The sequence below is a fragment of the Amycolatopsis sp. cmx-11-51 genome (genome assembly GCF_047608665.1).
GTDB lineage: Bacteria > Actinomycetota > Actinomycetes > Mycobacteriales > Pseudonocardiaceae > Amycolatopsis.
The window spans coordinates 193911-213598 of record NZ_JADNQO010000008.1; the positions used below are offsets into that span (position 1 = coordinate 193911).

Annotated in this window: 15 protein-coding genes; 5 read left to right on the top strand and 10 right to left on the bottom strand. The window is 68.2% G+C overall.

Annotated features, from left to right (window positions below):
* Positions 1-18: 18 nt before the first annotated feature.
* Both ACM6LU_RS25950 and ACM6LU_RS25955 read left to right on the top strand, forming a co-directional pair.
* Positions 19-840, top strand: a complete 822-nt coding sequence (locus ACM6LU_RS25950; RefSeq protein WP_414940366.1) for a TIGR03084 family metal-binding protein — start codon at positions 19-21, stop codon at positions 838-840.
* Positions 841-1153: 313 nt separating this feature from the next.
* A complete protein-coding gene (locus ACM6LU_RS25955; protein ID WP_414940456.1) occupies positions 1154-2431 on the top strand; it encodes a glycosyltransferase in 1278 nt (425 codons plus the stop codon).
* Between the two features lie 213 nt (positions 2432-2644).
* Here the strand turns inward: ACM6LU_RS25955 and ACM6LU_RS25960 are convergent, their stop codons facing one another.
* The 3 genes from ACM6LU_RS25960 to ACM6LU_RS25970 all read right to left on the bottom strand — a co-directional run bounded on the left by ACM6LU_RS25960 (position 2645) and on the right by ACM6LU_RS25970 (position 5623).
* On the bottom strand, positions 2645-3808 hold the full coding sequence (locus tag ACM6LU_RS25960; RefSeq protein ID WP_414940367.1) for an aminotransferase class I/II-fold pyridoxal phosphate-dependent enzyme: 1164 nt from the start codon (positions 3806-3808) through the stop codon (positions 2645-2647).
* A 63-nt stretch (positions 3809-3871) separates the two neighbouring features.
* On the bottom strand, positions 3872-4285 hold the full coding sequence (locus ACM6LU_RS25965) for an SgcJ/EcaC family oxidoreductase (protein ID WP_414940368.1): 414 nt from the start codon (positions 4283-4285) through the stop codon (positions 3872-3874).
* A 96-nt stretch (positions 4286-4381) separates the two neighbouring features.
* Entirely contained in the window at positions 4382-5623 is a 1242-nt protein-coding gene (locus tag ACM6LU_RS25970; protein ID WP_414940369.1) for a cytochrome P450 family protein, read from the bottom strand.
* A gap of 221 nt (positions 5624-5844) precedes the next feature.
* Here ACM6LU_RS25970 and ACM6LU_RS25975 point away from each other — a divergent pair, with 221 nt between their 5' ends.
* Complete coding sequence (locus tag ACM6LU_RS25975) at positions 5845-6993, top strand: epoxide hydrolase family protein (RefSeq protein ID WP_414940370.1); 1149 nt, start codon at positions 5845-5847, stop codon at positions 6991-6993.
* Positions 6994-7046: 53 nt separating this feature from the next.
* Here ACM6LU_RS25975 and ACM6LU_RS25980 read toward each other — a convergent pair whose 3' ends face one another.
* The gene (locus ACM6LU_RS25980) at positions 7047-8444 is read right to left on the bottom strand and encodes an FAD-dependent oxidoreductase (protein ID WP_414940371.1); all 1398 of its coding nucleotides are present in this window, start codon (positions 8442-8444) and stop codon (positions 7047-7049) included.
* A gap of 454 nt (positions 8445-8898) precedes the next feature.
* Here ACM6LU_RS25980 and ACM6LU_RS25985 point away from each other — a divergent pair, with 454 nt between their 5' ends.
* The gene (locus ACM6LU_RS25985) at positions 8899-9747 is read left to right on the top strand and encodes a TauD/TfdA dioxygenase family protein (RefSeq protein WP_414940372.1); all 849 of its coding nucleotides are present in this window, start codon (positions 8899-8901) and stop codon (positions 9745-9747) included.
* A gap of 594 nt (positions 9748-10341) precedes the next feature.
* Positions 10342-11931, top strand: a complete 1590-nt coding sequence (locus ACM6LU_RS25990) for an MFS transporter (protein ID WP_414940373.1) — start codon at positions 10342-10344, stop codon at positions 11929-11931.
* Positions 11932-11988: 57 nt separating this feature from the next.
* Here the strand turns inward: ACM6LU_RS25990 and ACM6LU_RS25995 are convergent, their stop codons facing one another.
* The 6 genes from ACM6LU_RS25995 to ACM6LU_RS26020 are packed head-to-tail and all read right to left on the bottom strand — an operon-like array spanning position 11989 to position 19685.
* Positions 11989-13014 carry a carboxymuconolactone decarboxylase family protein gene (locus tag ACM6LU_RS25995; RefSeq protein WP_414940374.1) on the bottom strand — a complete coding sequence of 342 codons (1026 nt, stop codon included), beginning with the start codon at positions 13012-13014 and terminating at the stop codon, positions 11989-11991.
* A gap of 2 nt (positions 13015-13016) precedes the next feature.
* Entirely contained in the window at positions 13017-14669 is a 1653-nt protein-coding gene (locus ACM6LU_RS26000; RefSeq protein ID WP_414940375.1) for a GMC family oxidoreductase N-terminal domain-containing protein, read from the bottom strand.
* Positions 14666-15232 carry a DUF5987 family protein gene (locus tag ACM6LU_RS26005; RefSeq protein WP_414940376.1) on the bottom strand — a complete coding sequence of 189 codons (567 nt, stop codon included), beginning with the start codon at positions 15230-15232 and terminating at the stop codon, positions 14666-14668. Before ACM6LU_RS26005 ends, ACM6LU_RS26000 begins: the two co-directional genes overlap by 4 nt.
* 37 nt (positions 15233-15269) lie before the next feature.
* Positions 15270-16631 (bottom strand): cytochrome P450, encoded by a 1362-nt coding sequence (locus ACM6LU_RS26010; protein WP_414940377.1) that lies wholly within the window; start codon positions 16629-16631, stop codon positions 15270-15272.
* Positions 16628-17701 (bottom strand): enediyne biosynthesis protein, encoded by a 1074-nt coding sequence (locus ACM6LU_RS26015; protein WP_414940378.1) that lies wholly within the window; start codon positions 17699-17701, stop codon positions 16628-16630. Before ACM6LU_RS26015 ends, ACM6LU_RS26010 begins: the two co-directional genes overlap by 4 nt.
* Positions 17702-17711: 10 nt before the next feature.
* Positions 17712-19685, bottom strand: a complete 1974-nt coding sequence (locus ACM6LU_RS26020; protein ID WP_414940379.1) for a CRTAC1 family protein — start codon at positions 19683-19685, stop codon at positions 17712-17714.
* Between the last annotated feature and the right edge of the window lie 3 nt (positions 19686-19688).

Genomic DNA, 19688 nt, shown 5'->3' on the forward strand with positions numbered 1-19688 from the left:
TCTTGAGAGGAAAGGCATGTGAACGGATCCCCTGACGTGTTCGACGCGTTGCGAGCCGAAGGCGACGCGGTGGACGGGATGGTCGCCGGGCTCGACGCGGAGCAATGGCGGGCACCCACTCCCGCTCCCGGCTGGACGGTCGCGCACCAGATCGCCCATCTGACGGCGACCTTCCGGATGGCAGGCCTGGCGGGGTCGGCCCCCGACCGGTTCGTGGCGGTCATGTCCGAGCTCGACGACGACTTCACGAAGAACGTGGCGAACGCGCTCGCCGAGTACCTGGCGGAACCTCCGGACGTGCTGCTCGAACGCTGGCGGCTCGAACGCGAAAGCGCGGCGAAAGCACTCGAGGCGGTACCGGCCGGCACGCTCGTCCCGTGGCTGGTGAACCCGTTGCCCGCCCAGGTGCTGGCGAGTGCCGGGATCATGGAGTTGTTCGCCCACGGGCAGGACATCGCCGACGCGCTCGGGGTCGACCGTGAACACGATGACCTGCTGCTCGGTCACCTGACCGCGTTCGGCGCGCGGACCTGGACCTTCGGCTACCTCTCCCGCGGTCTGCCGGTGCCGGAGACCGAGTTCAGGTTCGAGCTGACCAGCCCGTCCGGGACGACCTGGGTGTACGGGCCGGAGGACGCGCCGCAGCGAATCGCCGGTCAGGCGAGGGACTTCTGTCTCCTGGTGACCCGGCGCAGGCATCGTGACGACCTCGCGGTCACCGCGAGCGGTGACGTGGCCGAGCATTGGCTGGACATCGCGCAGGCCTACCGCGGCCCGGCGGGGGAAGGGCGCGAGCCGGGGCAGCACGGGCGAGGTCGTCGCCCGAACCGGAAGGCATGACGATCATCGTCTCCAGCGACGAAGCCGATTCAGCCACGGCATTCTCGGCTGAACGCTCCTCGTTCGCCGCGCTCCCGCTCGCGGCCTCGGTGCCTCCCGGTACCGAGGCCGCGGGCGGGATCGCGTGGCGGGCTTCCGGTGACAGTGGTGACTCCCGGCTCCAGGAACACGTCCGGAACAGACAGACCCGCTGCTTCCCCGGCAGCGGCGAAAAGACCATTGTGGACGGTGTCGCCGTCCGTGACCCGAGCCGGGGAAGCCGATGCCGGAACAAGAGAACGACACAGGCGAGACGCAAGCCGGCCTCGGCCCGATGGCCGAGGCCGGTGACACGACAGCCGCTGTCGCCTTCCACGCCGAACCCGGCCACCGGCCCGCCATCGCCTCCACCGGGAGCCTGATCCTCGACGTCGCCATCCCGGTCTACAACGAGGAAACCGACCTCGAGCCGTGCATCCGGCGGCTGCGCGACCACCTCGTGGAGCAGTTCCCGTACCCCTTTCGGATCACGATCGCCGACAACGGCAGTACCGACGGCACGCTGGACATCGCCGAACAGCTGAGCCGCGAGTTCGACGACGTCGAAGTCCGCCACCTCGACGAAAAAGGGAAAGGCCGCGCCCTTCGCGCTGTCTGGTCCACTTCGGACGCTCCGGTGCTCGCCTACATGGACGTCGACCTCTCGACCGATCTAGCCGCACTCGGCCCCCTCGTCGCGCCGTTGCTGTCCGGACATTCCGATCTCGCCATCGGCAGCAGGCTCGCCCGTGGCGCGCGAGTGGTGCGCGGACCGAAACGGGAACTCATTTCCCGCTGCTACAACCTGATCCTGCGCGGCACGCTGGCGGCGAGGTTCAGCGACGCGCAATGCGGGTTCAAGGCGATCCGCGCCGACGTCGCCGAGCGGCTGCTCCCGCATATCCACGACACCGGCTGGTTCTTCGACACCGAACTGCTCGTGCTGGCGCAAAAGGCTCGGCTGCGGATCCACGAAGTCCCGGTCGACTGGATCGACGACCCGGACTCGTCGGTGGACATCGTCGCCACCGCGACCGCCGACCTCAGAGGCATCGTGCGGCTGACGAAGGCGACGCTGACCGGCAGGGTCCCGATCAGCGGCCTGCGCGAGCAACTCGGCCGGGCGCCGATCCAGGTGCGGGCGCCAGGGGTGGCACCGAGCCTCGTGCGGCAACTGGTCCGGTTCGCCGCCGTCGGCGTCGCCAGCACCGTCGCGTATCTCCTGCTTTTCCTGCTGCTGCGGACGTTCACCGGCGCACAGGCGGCGAACCTCGTGGCGCTGCTGGTGACGGCGATCGGCAACACCGCGCTCAACCGGCGTCTGACCTTCGGCATCCGCGGCCGGAAAGGCTCCGGATTGCACCAGTTCCAAGGTCTGATCGTGTTCGGCATCGGGCTCGGGCTCACCAGCGGCGCGCTCGCCTTCGTGCATTCGTTGTCCGCAACGGGGTTGCCGCTCGAGATCACCGCACTGGTGCTCGCGAACCTCGCGGCCACCGTAGTGCGTTTCCTGTTGCTGCGCGGCTGGGTGTTCCGCTCCCGTCGCCAGCCCACCACCGAGATGGAGAGCTGACCGCGGGGACACTGACCGCGGGCCAGGGCGCTGGCGTCACGGTTGTCCCAGTGTCACCAGGGATCACAGTGGCGGGTAGCGAAGGACGCTTCACTACCTTCAGGGTAGGCGAGGAGGCCTTCACGGCCAGGACAACTCGTGTCGCGACCGGCCATCGCCGAAAAGGCGCTCACTCCGTCTCCGGAGCGAGCGCCCTTTCGTCCACCGGGCCGATCACCAGGTGACCGAGCTGATGCGGCGTACCGCCTCTTCGATCGCCTCCATCCCGGTGCAGACCGTCAAGCGGACGTACCCTTCCCCGCCCGGGCCGAAGCCGGTGGCGGGGATCCCGAGTACGCCGGCGTCTTCCAGCAGGCGCTTCGCGAAGCCGCTGCTGTCGAGGCCCGGCGGGTTTCGCACGAGGCAGTAGAAGGTCGCCTTGGGGCGGATGACATCGAGTCCGGCGGCCTCCAGACCGTCGCACAAGGTGTGCATGCGGGTCCGGTAGGTCTCGCGCAGTTGCCGGGGGTAGTCGGAGGTGTCGTCGAGGGCGGCGGCCGCCGCGTGCTGCACCGCGCCGAACGTGCCGGAGTCGGTGTTGGTCTTCACCGCCCGCAGGGCTGCCACGATCTCCGCGTTGCCCGCGGCGAACCCGACTCGCCATCCCGGCATGTTGTACGTCTTGGACAGCGAGTGGAACTCGATCCCGCAGTCCATCGCCCCCGGCGACGCCAGAAAGGAAGGCGGCGGTTCGGTGTCGTAGTAGATCTCCGTGTAGGCCGCGTCGGAAGCCACCACGAGGTCGTGGGTGCGGGCGAAGCGTGCCAGCTCGTCGAAGAACTCACTGGTGGCGAGTGCGGCCGTCGGGTTGTTCGGGTAGCACACCCAGAACAGCTTCGCGCGGGCCAGGATGTCGAGGGGGATCTCATCGAGGTTCGGCAGGAAACCGTGCTCGGGCCGCAAGGGCACCCGATACACCTCGCCGCCGCAGAAGCGTGCCCAGGTCTCGTAGACCGGGTACGCGGGGTCGGGCACCAGCACCACGTCGCCCGGCTCGATGTAGGCCAGCGTCAGGTGCGCCATCGCCTCCTTGTTCCCCAGCGTCACCAGGACCTCGGTGTCCGGATTCGTGGTCACCCCGAATCTCCGGTCCAGGAAGTTCGCGGCCGCCGTACGCATCTCGCCGGTGCCGGCGTACGGGGGATAGCGGTGCGACCTGGGGTCCATGACGGCCTGCTGGATGGCGGCCACCACCGGGGGCGGGGTGGGCAGGTCGCTGTCCCCGACCCCGAGCGGTACGGGCGCTACCCCTGAAGATTCGGCCAGCGCTCGTGTGTCGTCGATGAAGGAGAACAGGTAGTCCTCCACCTCGAGCAACCGCTTGGCAGGGCTTGGCATCGAAGTACCTCCGGATCACCTAGGAATTTGTTGCCGAAGCCGCTCTCCGCGCCACGGCAGGGATCAAGTCGGCCCGGGGGCGTCCCGGGGACTGTTCTGGTAGGCGGCGAGCAGCCATTCCCCGCCGGTCTTCACCGCCACCCAGGTGGCACGGATGGTGCGTTCGGGTGCGGGTTCGGTCTCGCCGGAGGCGAGCACGCCACCTTGGGTGATCAGCACGGCGAGCTCTCCGTCGATACGCAGGTCGACCGGCTGCCCGGTGACCCTGGTGCCCTCGAGCTCGTGCGCGAACGCCGCGGTCATGTGGGCGTGGATCGCCTCGGTGCCCTTGCAGTAGACGCCCGGCAGGATCATGGTGCCGTCGGTGGTGAACAGCCGCGCGAAGGCGGCCGCGTCGTGTGCCGCCCACGCCGTGACCAGCCGCCGCGGGATGTCCGTGACCGCGGCCTGGTCCGCGGGAAGATCAGTGGTCGTCATCGTCGTCTCGCTTTCTCGCATCCGGAACTGTCGCGAAACCCGGCGCGGAGGGCCGGGCTGGGAGAGGGCACTGCCCCGCCGGGACAGCGCCCTCGTTCACCGGACCTCGGCAGGGGCCAGCAGTCGCACGGGCAGTGTCTTCCAGCCGTTCATGATGAACGTGCCCTGCGGTTGCAGCTCCTCCGCGTCGAGGGCCAGCGACAGGCCGGGGAACCGCTCGAACAACGCGGGCAACGCGACCTGTGCTTCGAGCCGGGCGAGCGGCGCGCCGAAGCAGAAATGCGTGCCGTAGCCGAAACTGAGGTGATCCTTGTCGGTCCGGGTGATGTCCCATTCGCCGGCGTTCGCGCCGTGCAGTTCCGGGTCACGGCCGATGGCGGCGTACCCCATCAGAATCGGGTCGCCCTTGGGAATCGTCACCCCTTCGAGTTCGATGTCCTCGACGGCGAACCGCAGCGGCAACATGTTGATGGGTGATTCGGCGCGAAGCGTCTCCTCGATCACGTCTTCCCAGGACGCCCGCCCGTCCTCGACCATCGCACGCTGGTCGGGGTGGGTGAGCAACTTGTGGACGGCGTGCGTGACCAGGTTCATCACCGTTTCCGAACCCGCGCCGAGCGCGACGAACAGCGTGCCGATCAGCTCGTTGTCCGTCATGCCCGTCTCACCGTCCTCCTCGGCGGAGGCGATCAGGTCGGTGGTGAGGTCGTCGCCGGGATGCTGGCGCTTGGCTTCGAGGAGCTGCTGGAACTGCGCGGTCCAGTCACGGACGTTCGCCTCCGCCTCCTCCGGCGTGATGGAGGAGTCCGTGGTCATTTCCCCGCCGCGCAGGATGGCGGCACGGGATTCTTCGGGGATCCCGAACAGGTCGCAGATGATCGACGCGGGCAGCCGATAGCAGAACATCCGCTTCAGGTCCACGACCTCGCCGGGCGGGACCGCGGCCAGGTCGTCCAGCAGCTTCGTCACGGTCTTCTCGATGTAGGGCTGCATGGCCCGGACCCGGCGCGGCGTAAACGCCTTGACGACCGGACGCCGCAACCGGGTGTGGTCCGCGCCGTAGGTGGTGGTCATGTTGTCCATGGCCGTCCAGCTCGCCAGCGGCCAGTCCGAGCGGATCTCGCCGTTGATGTAGGCGTCCCAATGCTGGCGGGGATTCTTGGAGACGCGCGGGTCGGTCAGCAGTTTCATGGCGAGATCGTGACCGACGACCGTCCAGGCCCGAATTCCCTGCGGAAGCTCGACCTGCGCTATCGGACCTTGTTCGCGGAGGTGCGCGCCCTCGGCGTGCACGTCCTTTCCGGTGGTGTCCAGAATTACGGGACAACGGCTTTCCATGGAAACCTCTCCAAGGGGGACGTTCGGCGATGAGGTCGAAACCGACACTACGCATTCACTATCCTTGTGCCACCTCACGATGTGCCTCATCGACTTCGGTTCCCCGAGCTGCTTGAGCGGTGGAAGCCGGAAGGCGTAACGTCGTTCAGCGACGCATTTTCCCGGAACTGAAAAGTCCGGGTCGCGATTGATCCCGGCCGACCGAAAGGCAGGAACTCTTCGTGGATCCCTTCCGTATCGAGATTCCCCGAGCGGAGCTCGACGATCTGCGGCGCAGGCTCGCCGCCACCCGGTGGCCGTCGAGGCCCGCCGTGGAGGACTGGTCCCGCGGAGTTCCGCTCCGCTACCTCAAGGAGCTCGTCGACTACTGGCGCACCGGTTACGACTGGCGCGCCGCCGAAGCGCGGATCAACAAGTTTTCCCAGTATCGCACCGAAATCGACGGAGCGACCGTGCATCTGCTGCACGTGCGCTCGCCGGAGCCGCATGCCCTGCCGCTGATCCTCACCCACGGCTGGCCGAGTTCGGTCGTCGAGTTCCTCGACGTCATCGGCCCATTGTCGGACCCGGCGGCGTATGGCGGAGATCCGGCCGATGCCTTCGATCTGGTCATTCCCTCCATTCCGGGATACGGGTTCTCGGGTCCGGATCTGGCGCCCGGCTGGGATATCCGTAGGGTGGGCCGTGCCTGGGCGGAATTGATGAACAGGCTCGGTTACCGGCGTTACGGGGCGCAAGGCGGGGATTTCGGTTCACTGATTTCGCTGGAACTCGGCCGTGTCGATCCTGATCACGTCGTCGGCGTGCACACGAGCATGCTGGTCGCGTTGCCCTCGGGTGATCCGGAAGAAGTGGCGGGATTGAGTCCGGCCGACCAGGTGAAGCTGGATCGGCACGTTCTTTTCGAAACGGAACTCTCGGGTTATTTCAAGCTTCAGGCGACCAGGCCGCAGACGGTTTCCTACGGCTTGACGGATTCCCCGGTCGGACAGCTCGCCTGGATCATCGAGAAGTTCTGGGAATGGACCGACTCGGCGGAACGCCCGGAGGACGCGGTCAGCCGTGACACCCTGCTCACGAACGCCATGATCTACTGGCTGACCGGGACCGGCGGTTCCTCGGCCCAGCTCTACTACGAGTACCGCCGCCAGCTGACCGGCGGGCTGCCCGATCCGCCGATCACCGTGCCGGTCGGGGTAGCCGTGTTCCCGCACGACATGGTCCTGCCGATCCGACGGCTCGCCGACCGGGACATCAAGACCATCACCCACTGGTCCGAGTTCGAGCGCGGTGGCCATTTCAGCGCGTTGGAGCAGCCTGAGCTGTACGTGGAAGACCTGCGGAAGTTCTTCCGCGGCCTCCGGGACTGACGGACGGGTGAGCGGCTGCCCCGCGACGACGTCGCCGGGCAGCCGCTCACCGGTCAGCCGAGATGGCGGGTGGTCACGCCGGACGACGGCTCGCGCTCGAGCCAAGAATTCCCGGGAGCCGGCCGCCGCACGGCGTGCCGCAACACCCGGGCGAGCATCCGAGGCCGCATGAGCGCCTGAGGCGGGTCGAGGAGCCCGGCCACCCGCATGAAGCCTTCGGTGACCTTGGGGTCCTTCGTCGCGGCGTACTGCAACCGGGCCATGTAGGCGTTCCCCACCTTGACCTTGATCGAGCGGTGGCCCTCGACGCCGGGGAAGTCCAGATCGCCGTTGACGGACACCTCCCATGGCATGTCGATGATCTGGCCGATCTCGGTGAAGAATTCGGCGGGCCGTGGACTGCCGCCCCGGCGCAGTTGCCGCCGGAGCGCGGCCGCCTCCATCGCGGCGACGGTCATGCCCTGCCCGTACACGGGGTTGAAGCTGCACACCGCGTCGCCCAGCACGAGCAGCCCGTCCGGGAACGCGGGCAGCAGTTCGTAACGCCGTCGCACACTGGCCGGGAAGCGGAAGGTCACCGGGTCGTTCACCGGCTTGGCGCCGACGATCGCGTCGTAGACGTCCGGAATGGGGAGGGACCGGACGAACTCCAGGAATCCCGCCTCGTCCGTGGGCGGATGGTCGCCGAGGATGCCGGTCAGGGAGAGGTTGACCAGGTCGGGACCGCTCCTGCCGAAGAACGCGCCCCTGGGGTGGGCGGGCGACGCGATCGGGTTGATGGACGGGACGCCGCCGAGGATGCCGTCGGTGAGTTCGTACTGCCGGGTGGTGTAGGCGAGCCCGATCTTCACCCTGTCCTCGTCCGGCCTGCGGTAGCCGAACTGCTCCAGCCAGGCGGGGGTGCGGGAACCCCGCCCGGTGGTGTCGACCACCAGATCCGCCGTCAGTGTCTCTTCGCCGGTGCCGCCGTCCCGTGCCTCGATCTTGACCCCGATGACGCGGGTGTGGTCCCGGCTGGGAACCAGTTCTCGGATGTCGTGACGCTCACGGAAGGTCACGTTGGGCAGCGCGGCGACCTGTCGCCGGACGTGCTCCTCGAGCATCGGCCGGGGCGCCAGCACGGAGATCAGCCCGGTTCGCGCCGGCTTCAGCCGTCGCGCGTTCAGGTACCAGTGCATCTCGCCGAGGTCGCAGCTGGGCACACCGGCCGCGGCCAGGCCGTCGGTGAGACCGGGGAACAACTCCTCCAGGATCAAGTGCCCGCGCGCGTGCAGCGCGTGCGCGTGGATCGTGTGCGGCGCACCCCGCCGGGGCCGGTCCACGCCGAGCACCTCGTCCCGGTCGACGACCAGGACCTCGGCGTACGATTCCGCCAGCACCCGCGCCGCCAGGATCCCGGCCATGCTGCCGCCCAGCACCACGGCCCGCTTTCCGGTCTGGTTGTTGGTCATGGCTCGTCTCTCCGTCTCGCTCGTTCTGCGACGCCCGAAGGCACTGGACGTCGACGGCAAACACAGGTCGGGCTGCTCCGCCGCGGCGAAAGGCTTCCAGCGGTCTAGTTCCTCCGAGCGGACACGCGGATCGGCACGATCGAATCGCCGGGTCCTTCTCGGCGAGGATCGGGAATGGGAGCAAAGGCCGGAGCAGTTCCTTGACCATCTCATCGGACCGACCGGGGTCACGTATCACGAAGTGCCGTGTGCCGGTGCGGTTCGCCGTCCGGTGCGGTAATACCGGCCGGTGGGCACTATTTGAGGTGCACCGGGTTCTCGATCACGACGACAATCGGCGGTATGCCCAGGTCGGCGGAATGGTGGCATCGGCCGGACTTCGTCGAGTTGAACTCCGTGCCAAATCCTGCCGGATGACGTCCCGGCACCGGTGAATCCTGGAGGGTTCAGGCTTATGGCCGATTATCAGTCGAAACCGATCTCGTCAACCTTCGGTGCCCGGATCACGGGGCTGGACCTCGCCGCGCCGATCGATCAGGACACAGTGGACAGCCTGGTCGAAGACCTGATCAAGTATCGGGTCCTCGTGGTCCCCGGTCAGAAGCTGGGGCACGCCGACCACATTCGCGTCAGCCGCCTCTTCGGGCCGCTCGACGTCTACCCGGTGTCGAAGTACGTGGTTCCGGAATATCCCGAGGTGCTGACGATCAGCAATATCTTCGAGAACGGAAGCCCCATCGGCCTTTATGACGGCGACGAACAGGAAGAATGGCATACCGATTATTCCTTCAAGAAAGTGATGAGCAAGGCTTCGATGCTCTATTCGGTGATCGCGCCCGAGGTGGGCGGCGATACGCTCTTCGCCGACACGACGGCGGCCTACGATGAGCTCTCCGACGACCTCAAGGGCCGCATCAGGGGATTGCGCGCCGTGCATTCCATGGCGCACCTGGTTGCCGAGGAACTGAAAACCAATCCGCACAAGAAGCCGCTGACGCCGGAAGAACTCGAGCGGACGCCCGACATGGAGCAGCCGCTGGTCCGGGCGCATCCGGTCACCGGGCGCGAATCGCTGCTGCTGGGCAGCATGATCATCAGTGAGATCGTCGGGCTGGACTCGGCGGAGAGCACCGCCCTGCTGGACGAACTCCACGCCCACGCGACCGCGGACCGGTACGTCTACCGCCACCACTGGGAGGTGGGCGACCTGGTCATCTGGGACAACCAGGCCACGATGCACACCCGTACCCCGTGCGACAGCAAGCGTCACCAGCGGCTCCTGTACCGGACCACGGTGATGTAGCGCGGTCCCGGGCATGACGAGTGCTGGATGAGTGATGCTGTGAAGATCGCGTGGAGTGCAACCCCGCGAACGCCCCTTCGGCGCGAACCAAGGTCGTGAAGGCCTCCTTGCCTTCAGGGTCAGGGTCCGGCACTTGGTCCTGGTGTCCCCACTGTGGCATTGGAGACGCAATGCCACAGTGGGGACACCAAACGAACCGGGAGATTCGCTCCAAGCGCCTCTGAGCAGTGTGAACACGACTTTGCCGGGACCCTGATCCTCAAGTAGGCAAGAAGGCCTTCACAACCTCGACGATACGGACATACGGCACCCAATCGGACGATGTGACTCGAAAAGCGTCCTCTGTGGACAGTCGCAGCGCCTCACCGAGCTTCACGTGATTTTCACGGAATCAACCGTCTAGTGTCGCGTGATCCTGCAGGTCTTACCCGTGATCAGACGGCGATCTCCGGAGATCGCCGTCCAATCACGCGTAACCGCCGTCTGATCACGCGAGATCGCCGTCCGAGAAACGAAACCCAACGTCAAGCAAGCAGGATCACGCGACACTAGTCCCTCACCGGGAATCCCGGCAGGTCTGGAAAGGAACTTCTGATGGGTGCGAACGCGGCGGACACCGCCGGTCCGAGCGCCGGGCGGCGGGAGTGGATCGGTCTCGTCGTCCTCGCGCTGCCGACCCTGCTGTTGTCGCTTGACTTCAGCGTGATCTACCTGGCCGTTCCGGACCTGAGCGTCGACCTCGGGGCCGACAGCACCCAGCAGTTGTGGATCGCCGACATCTACGGCTTCATGATGGCCGGTTTCCTGGTGACCATGGGCACCGTCGGCGACCGCATCGGGCGTCGCAAGCTGCTGCTGATCGGCGCGGTGCTGTTCGGCGTCGCGTCGATCCTCGCCGCGTTCTCCACCAGCGCCGGGATGCTGATCGCGGCCAGGGCGCTGATGGGGGTCAGCGGTGCGACCTTGATGCCGTCGACGCTGGCCCTGATCAGCACGATGTTCAAGAACCCCCGGCAGATGGGGGTCGCGATCGCCGCGTGGATGGCGTGTTTCATGGGCGGCATGGCGCTGGGGCCGGTGGTCGGCGGTGTGCTGCTGGACAGCTTCTGGTGGGGCTCGGTGTTCCTGCTCGGCGTGCCGGTGATGGTGGTACTCCTCGCGGTCGGGCCGGTGCTGCTGCCGGAGTCCCGTGACCCGGACCCCGGGAAACTGGACCTGGTCAGCGTGGCGTTGTCCCTGCTCGCCGTTCTCCCGTTCGTCTACGGCCTCAAGGAACTCCTCAAGGCGGGCTTTGACGGCCTCCCGGTCGTGTCGCTCGTGCTGGGCGCCGTCTTCGCGGTCGCCTTCGTGAGCCGGCAGCGGAAACTCGCGGATCCGCTGATGGACCTGAGCCTGTTCCGCGACCGCGCGTTCAGCACCGCGCTGCTGGTCGGCTCGATGATCCCGGCATTGCAGGGTGGCACGTACTTCCTGATCGCCCAGCACCTACAGGACGTCGAGGGCCTTTCCCCGATTTCGGCGGGGCTCTGGCTGGCGCCCTCGTCGGCGATCATGATCGGGACCATCCTCGTCGCCCCCGTGCTCGCCCGCCGCGTCCGGCCCGCGTACCTGTTCTGCGTCGGCCTGCTGACCGCGGCGGCGGGATTCGTGGTTCTCACCCGGATCGACGGACCGGGACAGCTGCTGGAACTCTGGATCGGGTACGCGATCATGGCCCTCGGTGTCGGGCTCCCTGCCGGGCTGGGGACCGCGCTGGTCCTGGGAGCCGCCCCGCAGGAGAAGGCGGGTTCCGCCTCGGCCGTGTCCGAGGCGGGCAACGACCTCGGGGTGGCGATGGGGGTGGCCGTGCTCGGCAGCGTCTGCACCCTCGTCTACCGCGGCGAGTTCGCCGGCCAGGTACCGGGCGGGTTGCCGCCGTCCGCGACGGCGGCCGCGGACAACCTCGCCGCCGCGGTCCCGGTGGCCGGGCAGTTGCCGTCACCGCAGGGCCCCGAGTTGCTCGCGGCCGCCCGCGCCGCGTTCACCACCGGCCTCAACACCGTCGCGATCATCTGTAGCGCGCTTTTCGTCGCGCTCGCGGTGCTCAGCGCGGTCGCGCTCCGACACGTCCCGGCGACCGGTACCGAGGCTACCGACACCGAGCCTGCCGATACCGCGGCGGAGCAGTCGTCGCGGCAGCAGTAAGGCCCGCAAGCGAAAGGCCCGGCAGGGAAACCCTGCCGGGCCTTTCGCCTTGCGGACTCACGTCGTGGGCACCAGCCACGATCCGGTCCGGCGGGCGGCGGTGAAGCTCGCCCACGACGTCAGTTCCAGCAGAGAGCGGCCGTTCCCGCCGCCCGCCAGATACGTCCCGATGAGCTCGTCGCCGACCTGATGAGGGGAGAGCGCGGTCAGCAAGGCGAGGAGCCCCGCCGTCCGGTCGCCACTGTCCAAACCGGACGTGAACTCCGTCGCCCACGCCCGCCCAAGACCCGGCGGCTCGCCGTCCCACTGCCCGGTCACGTCGAGCACGAGTGCCCGGACCCCGCCGGGAACCGAGCGCTCCCCGGCGGTTTCGTACGCCTGGGCCGCACGGGCGTAGGCGGCCGAGATCGTGGTGTTGCCCGCCGCCCACGCCAGGTCGCCGGGCAACTCGGCCTCGGGCAACAGGGTGAGCGAAGCGCCCGGCTGGACGGTGACGCGCGCCGCGGTCCCCATCATCTTGCCGAGCAGCTTCAGCGCGCCGGCGCGGGCGATGCCCGGCACCCCGGGCGGCAGCGGGCTGTCCCGCAGGTACAGGGTCGCCATCCGGTTGATGTACTGGAAGGCGACCGCGGTCCCCGCGTACTCCGGGAGCACGGCCGCCGGGAACGGCGCGGGCCGTGAGGCCGCGCCGTCCCGCGTCGCCACCGCGCGCGCCCAGTCCTCGAGCGACGCCAGCTCCCCGTCGCGGGCGGGCGCCAGGCCCGCCAGCGTCGCTTGGTGCACGCTGACGCAGTAAAGACATTCGTTGCCGGCCGATACGGCGGCGGCCACGGTCTCCTTGCCTGCCCGGCTGGCCACACCGTCCGCGACCAGTACCTCGCGCAGCAGGATCCAGGTCGCCGCGAGCAGGTCCGGCGCGGGGGAGTGCAGTGAGACCGGTGGGGCGATCAGGCCGAAGTCGCGTTCGCACTGGCCGTAGATCGTCCGCACCTGGCCCGTGGCGGCGCCGGGCCGCACGGCCTCGATGTGCTGGATGTGGGCTATGGACCGCCGTCCGGCTGTCTTCAGCGGCGTGCTTGCCATCGCTAACGCACCGCCAGATCCGATACCAGCGGCAGCGTGCCCCGGCGGCCCGCGGTCTCACCGAGGGGCGAGGGCGCGCCGTACTTCACGGAGACGCCGCGGTCCTTCGCGGCTTGGACGATCCCGGGCATGGCGCGTTCGGCGAGTGCCGCGATGGTCAGCGCGGGGTTGACCGTCAGCGCGCCGGGTACCGCGGAGCCGTCGGTGACGAAGATGCCGGGATGCCCGCGCAACTCGTGCCGGTCGTCCAGCGCCGACGTGGCGGGATCGTCGCCGATCCGGCAGGACGCCAGCGGGTGCACGGTGTACGCGCCGACGACGTCGTTGGTCCACGGCATGACCTCGGCCAGTCCGTCGCGTTCCATCACCGCCTTGACGGCCGCGTCCGAGATCTCCCAGCCGTGCCTGGTGTTCGCGGTCGGCTCGTAGCTGATCGTGCCGCGGCCGAGCATCTGCTGCGAGATCCGGTGTGCGTTGCCGGTCGGCGGTGGCGGGCCGAACACGCCTTCGTTGTCGTCCTCGCTCATGGTGAACGTGGTCAGCCACGACTGCCACTTGCGGACGATCTCCTTCTTCTCCCGCCCGAACCAGCTCGGCCCGGCCGCGCCGGGGACCTGCGCCAGGATCGTGCCGAAACCCGGCGGGAAATACAGCTGTTCCAACGAGAACCGCGAGTACTCGGGCAGACTGGCGTCCAGGTTGTCCCAGCTCGCCACACACGGGCCCTTGCCGATCTGGTTGGCTTCGTAGGCCCGGCCGTCGCCCCGGTCGAGGCCGAACAGCTCACGGGCCCTGTCCTCGTCGACGATCGCGGTGTTGAGCCGTTCCCCGTTGCCGGAGAAGTAGCGGCCGACCGCGTCCGGCATCCCGCCGAGCGCGGCTTCGGACCGTTGCAGGATCACCGGTGTCGCGCCGGCGCCCGCCGCCATGATCACGATCTTGGCGTCGATGACGCCCTCGTCGTGGAGGATCCGGTAGTCCTCCGCGTCGACGGTCGAATAGTGCACCCGGTAGCCGTGGTCGGTGCGCGAGAGCCGCTGCACCTCGTGCAGGGGCCGGATCTCGGCACCGTGCGCGACCGCGGCCGGCAGGTAGTTGAGCAGCAGCGAGCGTTTGGCGTCGAACCGGCAGCCGGACATCATCCAGTTGCAGTTGGTGCAGCGGTCGACGTCGATGGCGACGGGCACCGGGTTGGCCGTGCGGCCCGAGTGGTTGCACGCGGCCGCGAACAGCCCGCCGGCGTAGGTCACCTGGTTCCAGTCCGACATGGACACCGGCAGGGCCTCCGAGACGCGGTCGTACCACGGCTCGAGGGTGTCGCGGGAGATCGACGAGGGCCACATGCGGCGCCCGATCGAGCCATGGCGGTCGAAGACGAACTTCGGCGCGCGAGGCATGGCGGCGAAGTAGACGACGCTGCCGCCGCCGACACAGTTGCCGCCCAGCAGGCTCATGCCGTCGCCGACCACGAAGTCGAAGATCCGGGTGTAGGAGGAGCCGAGCAGGAAGTCGTGCTCGAACTCCTCACTGCGCACCCACGGTCCGCGTTCGAGCATGACGACCTTGGCGCCGCCGGCGGCCAGGTGGTAGGCGGCGATGGCGCCGCCGAAACCCGTGCCGATCACGAGGACGTCGGTGGATTCCGTGCTGTTCATGCGGGGCTCCCCGAGGCTGTGGTGTCAGGGTGGAGTTCGGCGAACTTCCGCCGGTAGGAGTACGCGGGGAAACGCCAGAGGCCGTCGGCGTCCGGAGGCGCGAAACCGGTGGCGGCCAGTCCCGGATGCCCGGCGGCGAGCGCGTCCGCGGTGTGCATGTGCGCGGCCGTGTCGAAGGCCATGTTGCTGAACAGGGCCAAACCGACCCAGGCCTCCTTCTCGGGGTGTCCCGGCGCGAGCAGTTCGCCGACCAGTTCGGTCCGGTCGTCGAAGGAAAGCGCGACGAACGGGGGAACCTCGGGGTCCAAAGTGGTCTCGAGGTCGGCGGCGCGAGCCGTCGCGTGTCCATTGAGGACGGTGGTCAAACCGTCCAGCAGGTCGACGAGACCGGCCGCCGGCGTCTCCAGCAGTTCGATCGCACCCGCCGCCACGGCGCCCTGTCCGGTGGACGCGCCCGCGACCGCCCGGTCGTCCGGCGTGCGTTTCTCCCCGGGGATGATGGTGTCCGCGAACGCTTCGAGCGTCATCGTTCGCCTGCGGCGTTTCGCACTGTCCGATGGCATGACTGTCTCCTCGTAGGCGAGTTTCGGGATGCCGCGATCAGGCGCGGCGGACCGACATCGGGAGCCGGTCACGGATGCGAAGGGAAAGCATCGCTTCCGGAACGACGCGGTACCCGGGGGTTTTGACCAGCTTGAGCGCGCGGGCGACACTCGCGATGACGAAGACCGCTTCGAGCATGCCCAGGCTGTTTCCGACGCAGAAGCGGGGACCGGCGCCGAACGGGATGTAGGCGTACCGGGGCCGGTCGGTCGTGTTCGCCGGGGTGAACCGGTCCGGGTCGAACTTCGACGGCGCGTCCCAGAACGCCGGATGGCGGTGCAGCGTGTACGGACTGACGATCACGTCGGCCCCGGCGGGTACCGCGTAGCCGCCGACCACGTCGGCCTCCTGCGCGATCCTGGGCAGCAGCCACACCGGCGGGTAGAGGCGCATGACCTCTTCCACCACCGCCGCGGTGTAGGTCAGCCGGTGCAGGTCCGCGTAGACCGGCGGCCGGTCGCCCAGCACCTCGACCGCTTCGGCGTGCAGCCGCTCCCACACCTCGGGATGACGGTCGAGCAGGGCGAATGCCCAGCCGAGTGTGCTCGCCGTGGTCTCGTGCCCCGCCAGCAGCAAGGTGATCAGCTCGTCCCGCGCCCGTTGACCGGCGGTCAGCGGATCGTCGTCTTCGGCGGCGGAAGCGATCAGCCGGGTCAGGACGTCGTCGGCGCCCGGGACCGGGCTCTGACGACGTTCCGCCAGCAGCCTGTCGGCGACTCCGCGCAGGTTGTCACGGGCCGCGCGGAACCGGCGCTGCTTGGCCAGTGGCAGCCAGGACGGCACCAGGTTCATCGTCACGGCTTCGAACATCGCCTGGTTCTGCACGGCTTCGAACGAATGCCCCACCGCGTCGAAGCGGCCGAGGTCGGTGTCCAGCAGGGTCCGGCCGAGCACCCCGAGGGTCAGCTGGGTCATCTCTTGCAGGACGTCGACGGGTTCGCCGTGTTCGTGTGCCCTGAGCCTGGCCACCAGTTTCCCGGCCTCGTCGGCGACGATGTCCGCCTGCCGGGCGATGCGCTTGTGCTGGAAGACCGGTTGGATGGTCTTGCGCTGTTTGCGCCACAGGTCGCCTTCGCTGGTCAGCAGGCCGTCACCGAGCGCCCGTCGTGATTCCGCCAGGCCGATGCCCTTGTGGTAGTTCGCGCTGTTGTCCGCGAGCACGTGCTTGGCGTAGTCCGGGTGGTTGAACAGGTACATCGCCTTCGGCCCGATGGCGATCCGCACGGCGTCACCGTGCCGCTCCGCCGCCGACGACATCAGTTCGAGCCGGTCGGTGAACAGCATCCTCAGCAAGTTGAGCGTGGCCCGGCGCGGTGGGCCTGGGGGTACCTCGCGCCGGACCACAAGCTTGGTGGTCATGTGCGCACAGCCGGGGAGTCGTCCTTCAGCCGCGCACCGGTCTGTCCGTTGCCGTTGCCGTTGCTGCTGCCGTTGCCTGACAGGGCCACGGCCTCGGCTTCTCCCGATCCCGCTTCGCGCAGTTCCGCTTCGCGCTGTGTCCTGGCCTTGTCGACGAAGTGCAGCGACCAGAAGAACAAACCGCGGATCAGGCACACCGCCGCCGTGGCGAAGAAAAGGCCGTAAGCCACGTGGGCGACCATGAAGAAGCCGTAGAGCAGGGCGATGCCGGAGCCGAACGCCACCTGCGACGCGGGTTTCGAGGGAGTGGTGCCAGGGTCGGTGACCATGTAGTTGGTGAAGAGCACGAACGCGACACCGGTCATCATGCCGAGCGCCGCCGGGATGGAGGTGTCGAACAGCCAGCCTCGCACGATCGCTTGCAAGGCGAACGTGGCCAGCCAGGCCCCGATCAACCACATCCGGCCGGTCAGCTTCGCGTTGAGGATGGTCCCGGAGATCAGGATGATCGCCACGATCAGCCAGCCGATCCAGGTGTCCACGTTCTCGGTGAAGTGGTAGGGCGGGGCGATGCTCGCCCACGGGAACAGCAGCAGGATGACGCAGATCCCGAGGTTCGACGGGTTCATGTAGTGCCGCAGCCGACCGCGTACCGGTGCCCGCAGGATCCATTTCGCACTGACCGCGACCACGACACCGAACACCATCACTTCGATGTGGTCGTTGACGTAGGTCAGCATGTTGAGCGCGAGGCCGGTGATATGGGCCGGGAACAGGAACTCCATCATTCCCTTGGGCCCCCCGCCGGCGAAGCGGGTCGCCCGCCCTTCCATCCTCGCGCCGACGAGCTCCAGGACGATTTCGGTGGCGTAGGCGGTGGCCAGCGCGACCAGCGGCCACGACCAGGGTTGTTCGAAGCCCAGCAAGGTGTAGCCGAGGATGTTGAAGATCGTGATCGAGATGGCGAACCGCCGCAGGGCCGTGATCACTTTCGGATCGTGCCGCGGAGCGGTGCTCTTGCCGTTCTGGACGCCGTTCTTCGTATGGGCGTCGGTTGCGTGCTCGGTCATGTCGGTCACCTCATTTCTTCAGGGGTTCGGCTTGCGCGCCGAGCCGCAGGTCGTGCCAGCCCGCGTTCAACGACAGGTCCTGCTGCCGCACCTGACCGGTGCGGTCGCGCCATTGCAGGTGGACCTGTACCGGCCCGGACACCTTTTCGCCGAGGCCGATGTGCAGCTCGTGACTGCGTTTGCCGGAGTGACCGCTGCCGCCGTCCACTCGGCCGATGAGCTTGCGCCCGTCCGCGGTGGTGACGGTCGCCTCGGCGCCGATCACCGGCGAGCCGGTGGCGGCGGAAGGTCCGGCCGAGGACGGTGCGTCGTGGGAAAGCCGCAAGCCGAGGAAGGAGCCTGTGTCCGGACTGTCGTTGTGGTAGAACACCGGCGCTTCCCACTGCCGGGCGACGGCGAGGTCGAGGCGGCCGTCACCGTCGGCGTCGCCGGTGGCGATGCCCCGGGTGGGCACCGGTACGGCCAGCCCGAGCTTCGGCGCGAGGTCGGTGTAGCGGCCGTCGGAACCCTTGACGAAGAAGTGCAGCGTCTGGTCACCGGCGAGGTCGTCGCCCGCCTTGAGATTGGGCCACCACAACGGATTGTCGAGCAGTCCGTCGTTCGCCGTCGCGAGTTCCTGAAGCTGCGGCCAGCGGTTGACCGCGCCCTTGACGAAGCCGGTGGCCTGCGCGATCGCCGGGTCACCGCTGTTGTCGAAGTCGGCGATCTTGACGTCCCAGCCCCAGCCGGACCAGGCGGTCCCCGCTTCCGTGCTGCGGTCGGCGTAGGGTGCCACGCCCTTGTTCATCTCGGCCCGCATCCCGGCGTGGTCCTTGGCGTCGGCCATGAAGTGGTAGTTGCTTTCCTGGATGCCGAACGTGGTGGTGATGTTGCTGACGAACGCGTCGTTGAGGCCGTCGTGATTCAGGTCGCCGAAGTCCACGCCCATGCCCTTGAACGAGTCGTTGCCGAGCCGTTTGGACTTGGGCACCCCCGGGGTGTGCGCCCCGATCACGTCGGTGAAGGCGAACTGGCCGGGCTTGGACTGGTTGTACAGCAAGTGATCCGGGCCGAAGTCATTGGCGACGTAGAGTTCCGGCAACAGATCGCCGTCGAGGTCGGTCGCGCTGGCCGCGAGCGACCAGCCGGTGTTCGCCAGCCCTGGCAGCACGTTGTCGAAGCACTTGAAATTGGCGCTCGGCCGGTCGCCGCCGCTCGCCCCGGTCCAGCGGAACAGGTACTTGCCGCCGCTGTTGTGAGCGTGTGACATCGAGTGGTTCATCTCGACCCCGGTGCTCACGCGGTCGTCGAGCACCGGACCGTCGGGGAAGTAGTTGCCGATGAAGATGTCCTGGTGCCCGTCACCGTCGAAGTCGCCGACCGTGGCGGCGTTGGTGTTCCACAGTGGACCCGTGTAGCGCCCGGCGTCGGAGTTGTCGCCGGGCACCAGTTCGGTGGCCTGGTAGGTGGTGGCGTCGAGCCGGGTGGCGGTGGGCTTGGCGAGGTAGAGGATCGGCGTGCGGCCCCAGTAGTAGGCCAGCAGGTCCATCCGGCCGTCCTCGTTGAAGTCGCCGGGCACGCAGCCCATGGGCGCCATGATGTCGCTCGTCGGCAGCGGTGCCGGGTCCAGTGCGAACGGGGCGTAGCGGTCGCTGCCCGCGCCCGGCGTCGGGGTGATCACGACCTGGTCGCTGCGCGGGTCGACCAGGCACAGGTCGTTGGCGCGGCGGTCACCGTCGAGGTCGTTCATCGCGACCGCCGCGCCGACCGAGGAGATCCACGCGCGAATGTGCTCGTAGTCCTTGTTCACCTTGCGGATGCTCTGGTGCTTGGCCGCGGCGGGCAGCGCGATCGTCATCGGGGTGAACGCGTACTTGCTCGCCATGCGGTCCTGATCGGCGGAGGCGGCGACCGGGAGGCGCACCAGCAGGTATCCGATCACCAGCAGCACCACCGCGAGGATGCCGGGTAGCTGCTTGCGCAGCGGGCCGAACGTCGTGGTCATCGG

What these genes read in the sequence shown, in the direction of transcription:
- ACM6LU_RS25980 (WP_414940371.1), bottom strand. Translation starts at nt 8,444, where the DNA reads ATGACCAACAACCAGACCGGAAAGCGGGCCGTGGTGCTGGGCGGCAGC.
- ACM6LU_RS26020 (WP_414940379.1), bottom strand. Translation starts at nt 19,685, where the DNA reads ATGACCACGACGTTCGGCCCGCTGCGCAAGCAGCTACCCGGCATCCTC.
- ACM6LU_RS26010 (WP_414940377.1), bottom strand. Translation starts at nt 16,631, where the DNA reads ATGACCACCAAGCTTGTGGTCCGGCGCGAGGTACCCCCAGGCCCACCG.
- ACM6LU_RS26015 (WP_414940378.1), bottom strand. Translation starts at nt 17,701, where the DNA reads ATGACCGAGCACGCAACCGACGCCCATACGAAGAACGGCGTCCAGAAC.
- ACM6LU_RS25965 (WP_414940368.1), bottom strand. Translation starts at nt 4,285, where the DNA reads ATGACGACCACTGATCTTCCCGCGGACCAGGCCGCGGTCACGGACATC.
- ACM6LU_RS26005 (WP_414940376.1), bottom strand. Translation starts at nt 15,232, where the DNA reads ATGCCATCGGACAGTGCGAAACGCCGCAGGCGAACGATGACGCTCGAA.
- ACM6LU_RS25985 (WP_414940372.1), top strand. Translation starts at nt 8,899, where the DNA reads ATGGCCGATTATCAGTCGAAACCGATCTCGTCAACCTTCGGTGCCCGG.
- ACM6LU_RS26000 (WP_414940375.1), bottom strand. Translation starts at nt 14,669, where the DNA reads ATGAACAGCACGGAATCCACCGACGTCCTCGTGATCGGCACGGGTTTC.
- ACM6LU_RS25960 (WP_414940367.1), bottom strand. Translation starts at nt 3,808, where the DNA reads ATGCCAAGCCCTGCCAAGCGGTTGCTCGAGGTGGAGGACTACCTGTTC.
- ACM6LU_RS25995 (WP_414940374.1), bottom strand. Translation starts at nt 13,014, where the DNA reads ATGGCAAGCACGCCGCTGAAGACAGCCGGACGGCGGTCCATAGCCCAC.
- ACM6LU_RS25990 (WP_414940373.1), top strand. Translation starts at nt 10,342, where the DNA reads ATGGGTGCGAACGCGGCGGACACCGCCGGTCCGAGCGCCGGGCGGCGG.
- ACM6LU_RS25955 (WP_414940456.1), top strand. Translation starts at nt 1,154, where the DNA reads ATGGCCGAGGCCGGTGACACGACAGCCGCTGTCGCCTTCCACGCCGAA.
- ACM6LU_RS25970 (WP_414940369.1), bottom strand. Translation starts at nt 5,623, where the DNA reads ATGGAAAGCCGTTGTCCCGTAATTCTGGACACCACCGGAAAGGACGTG.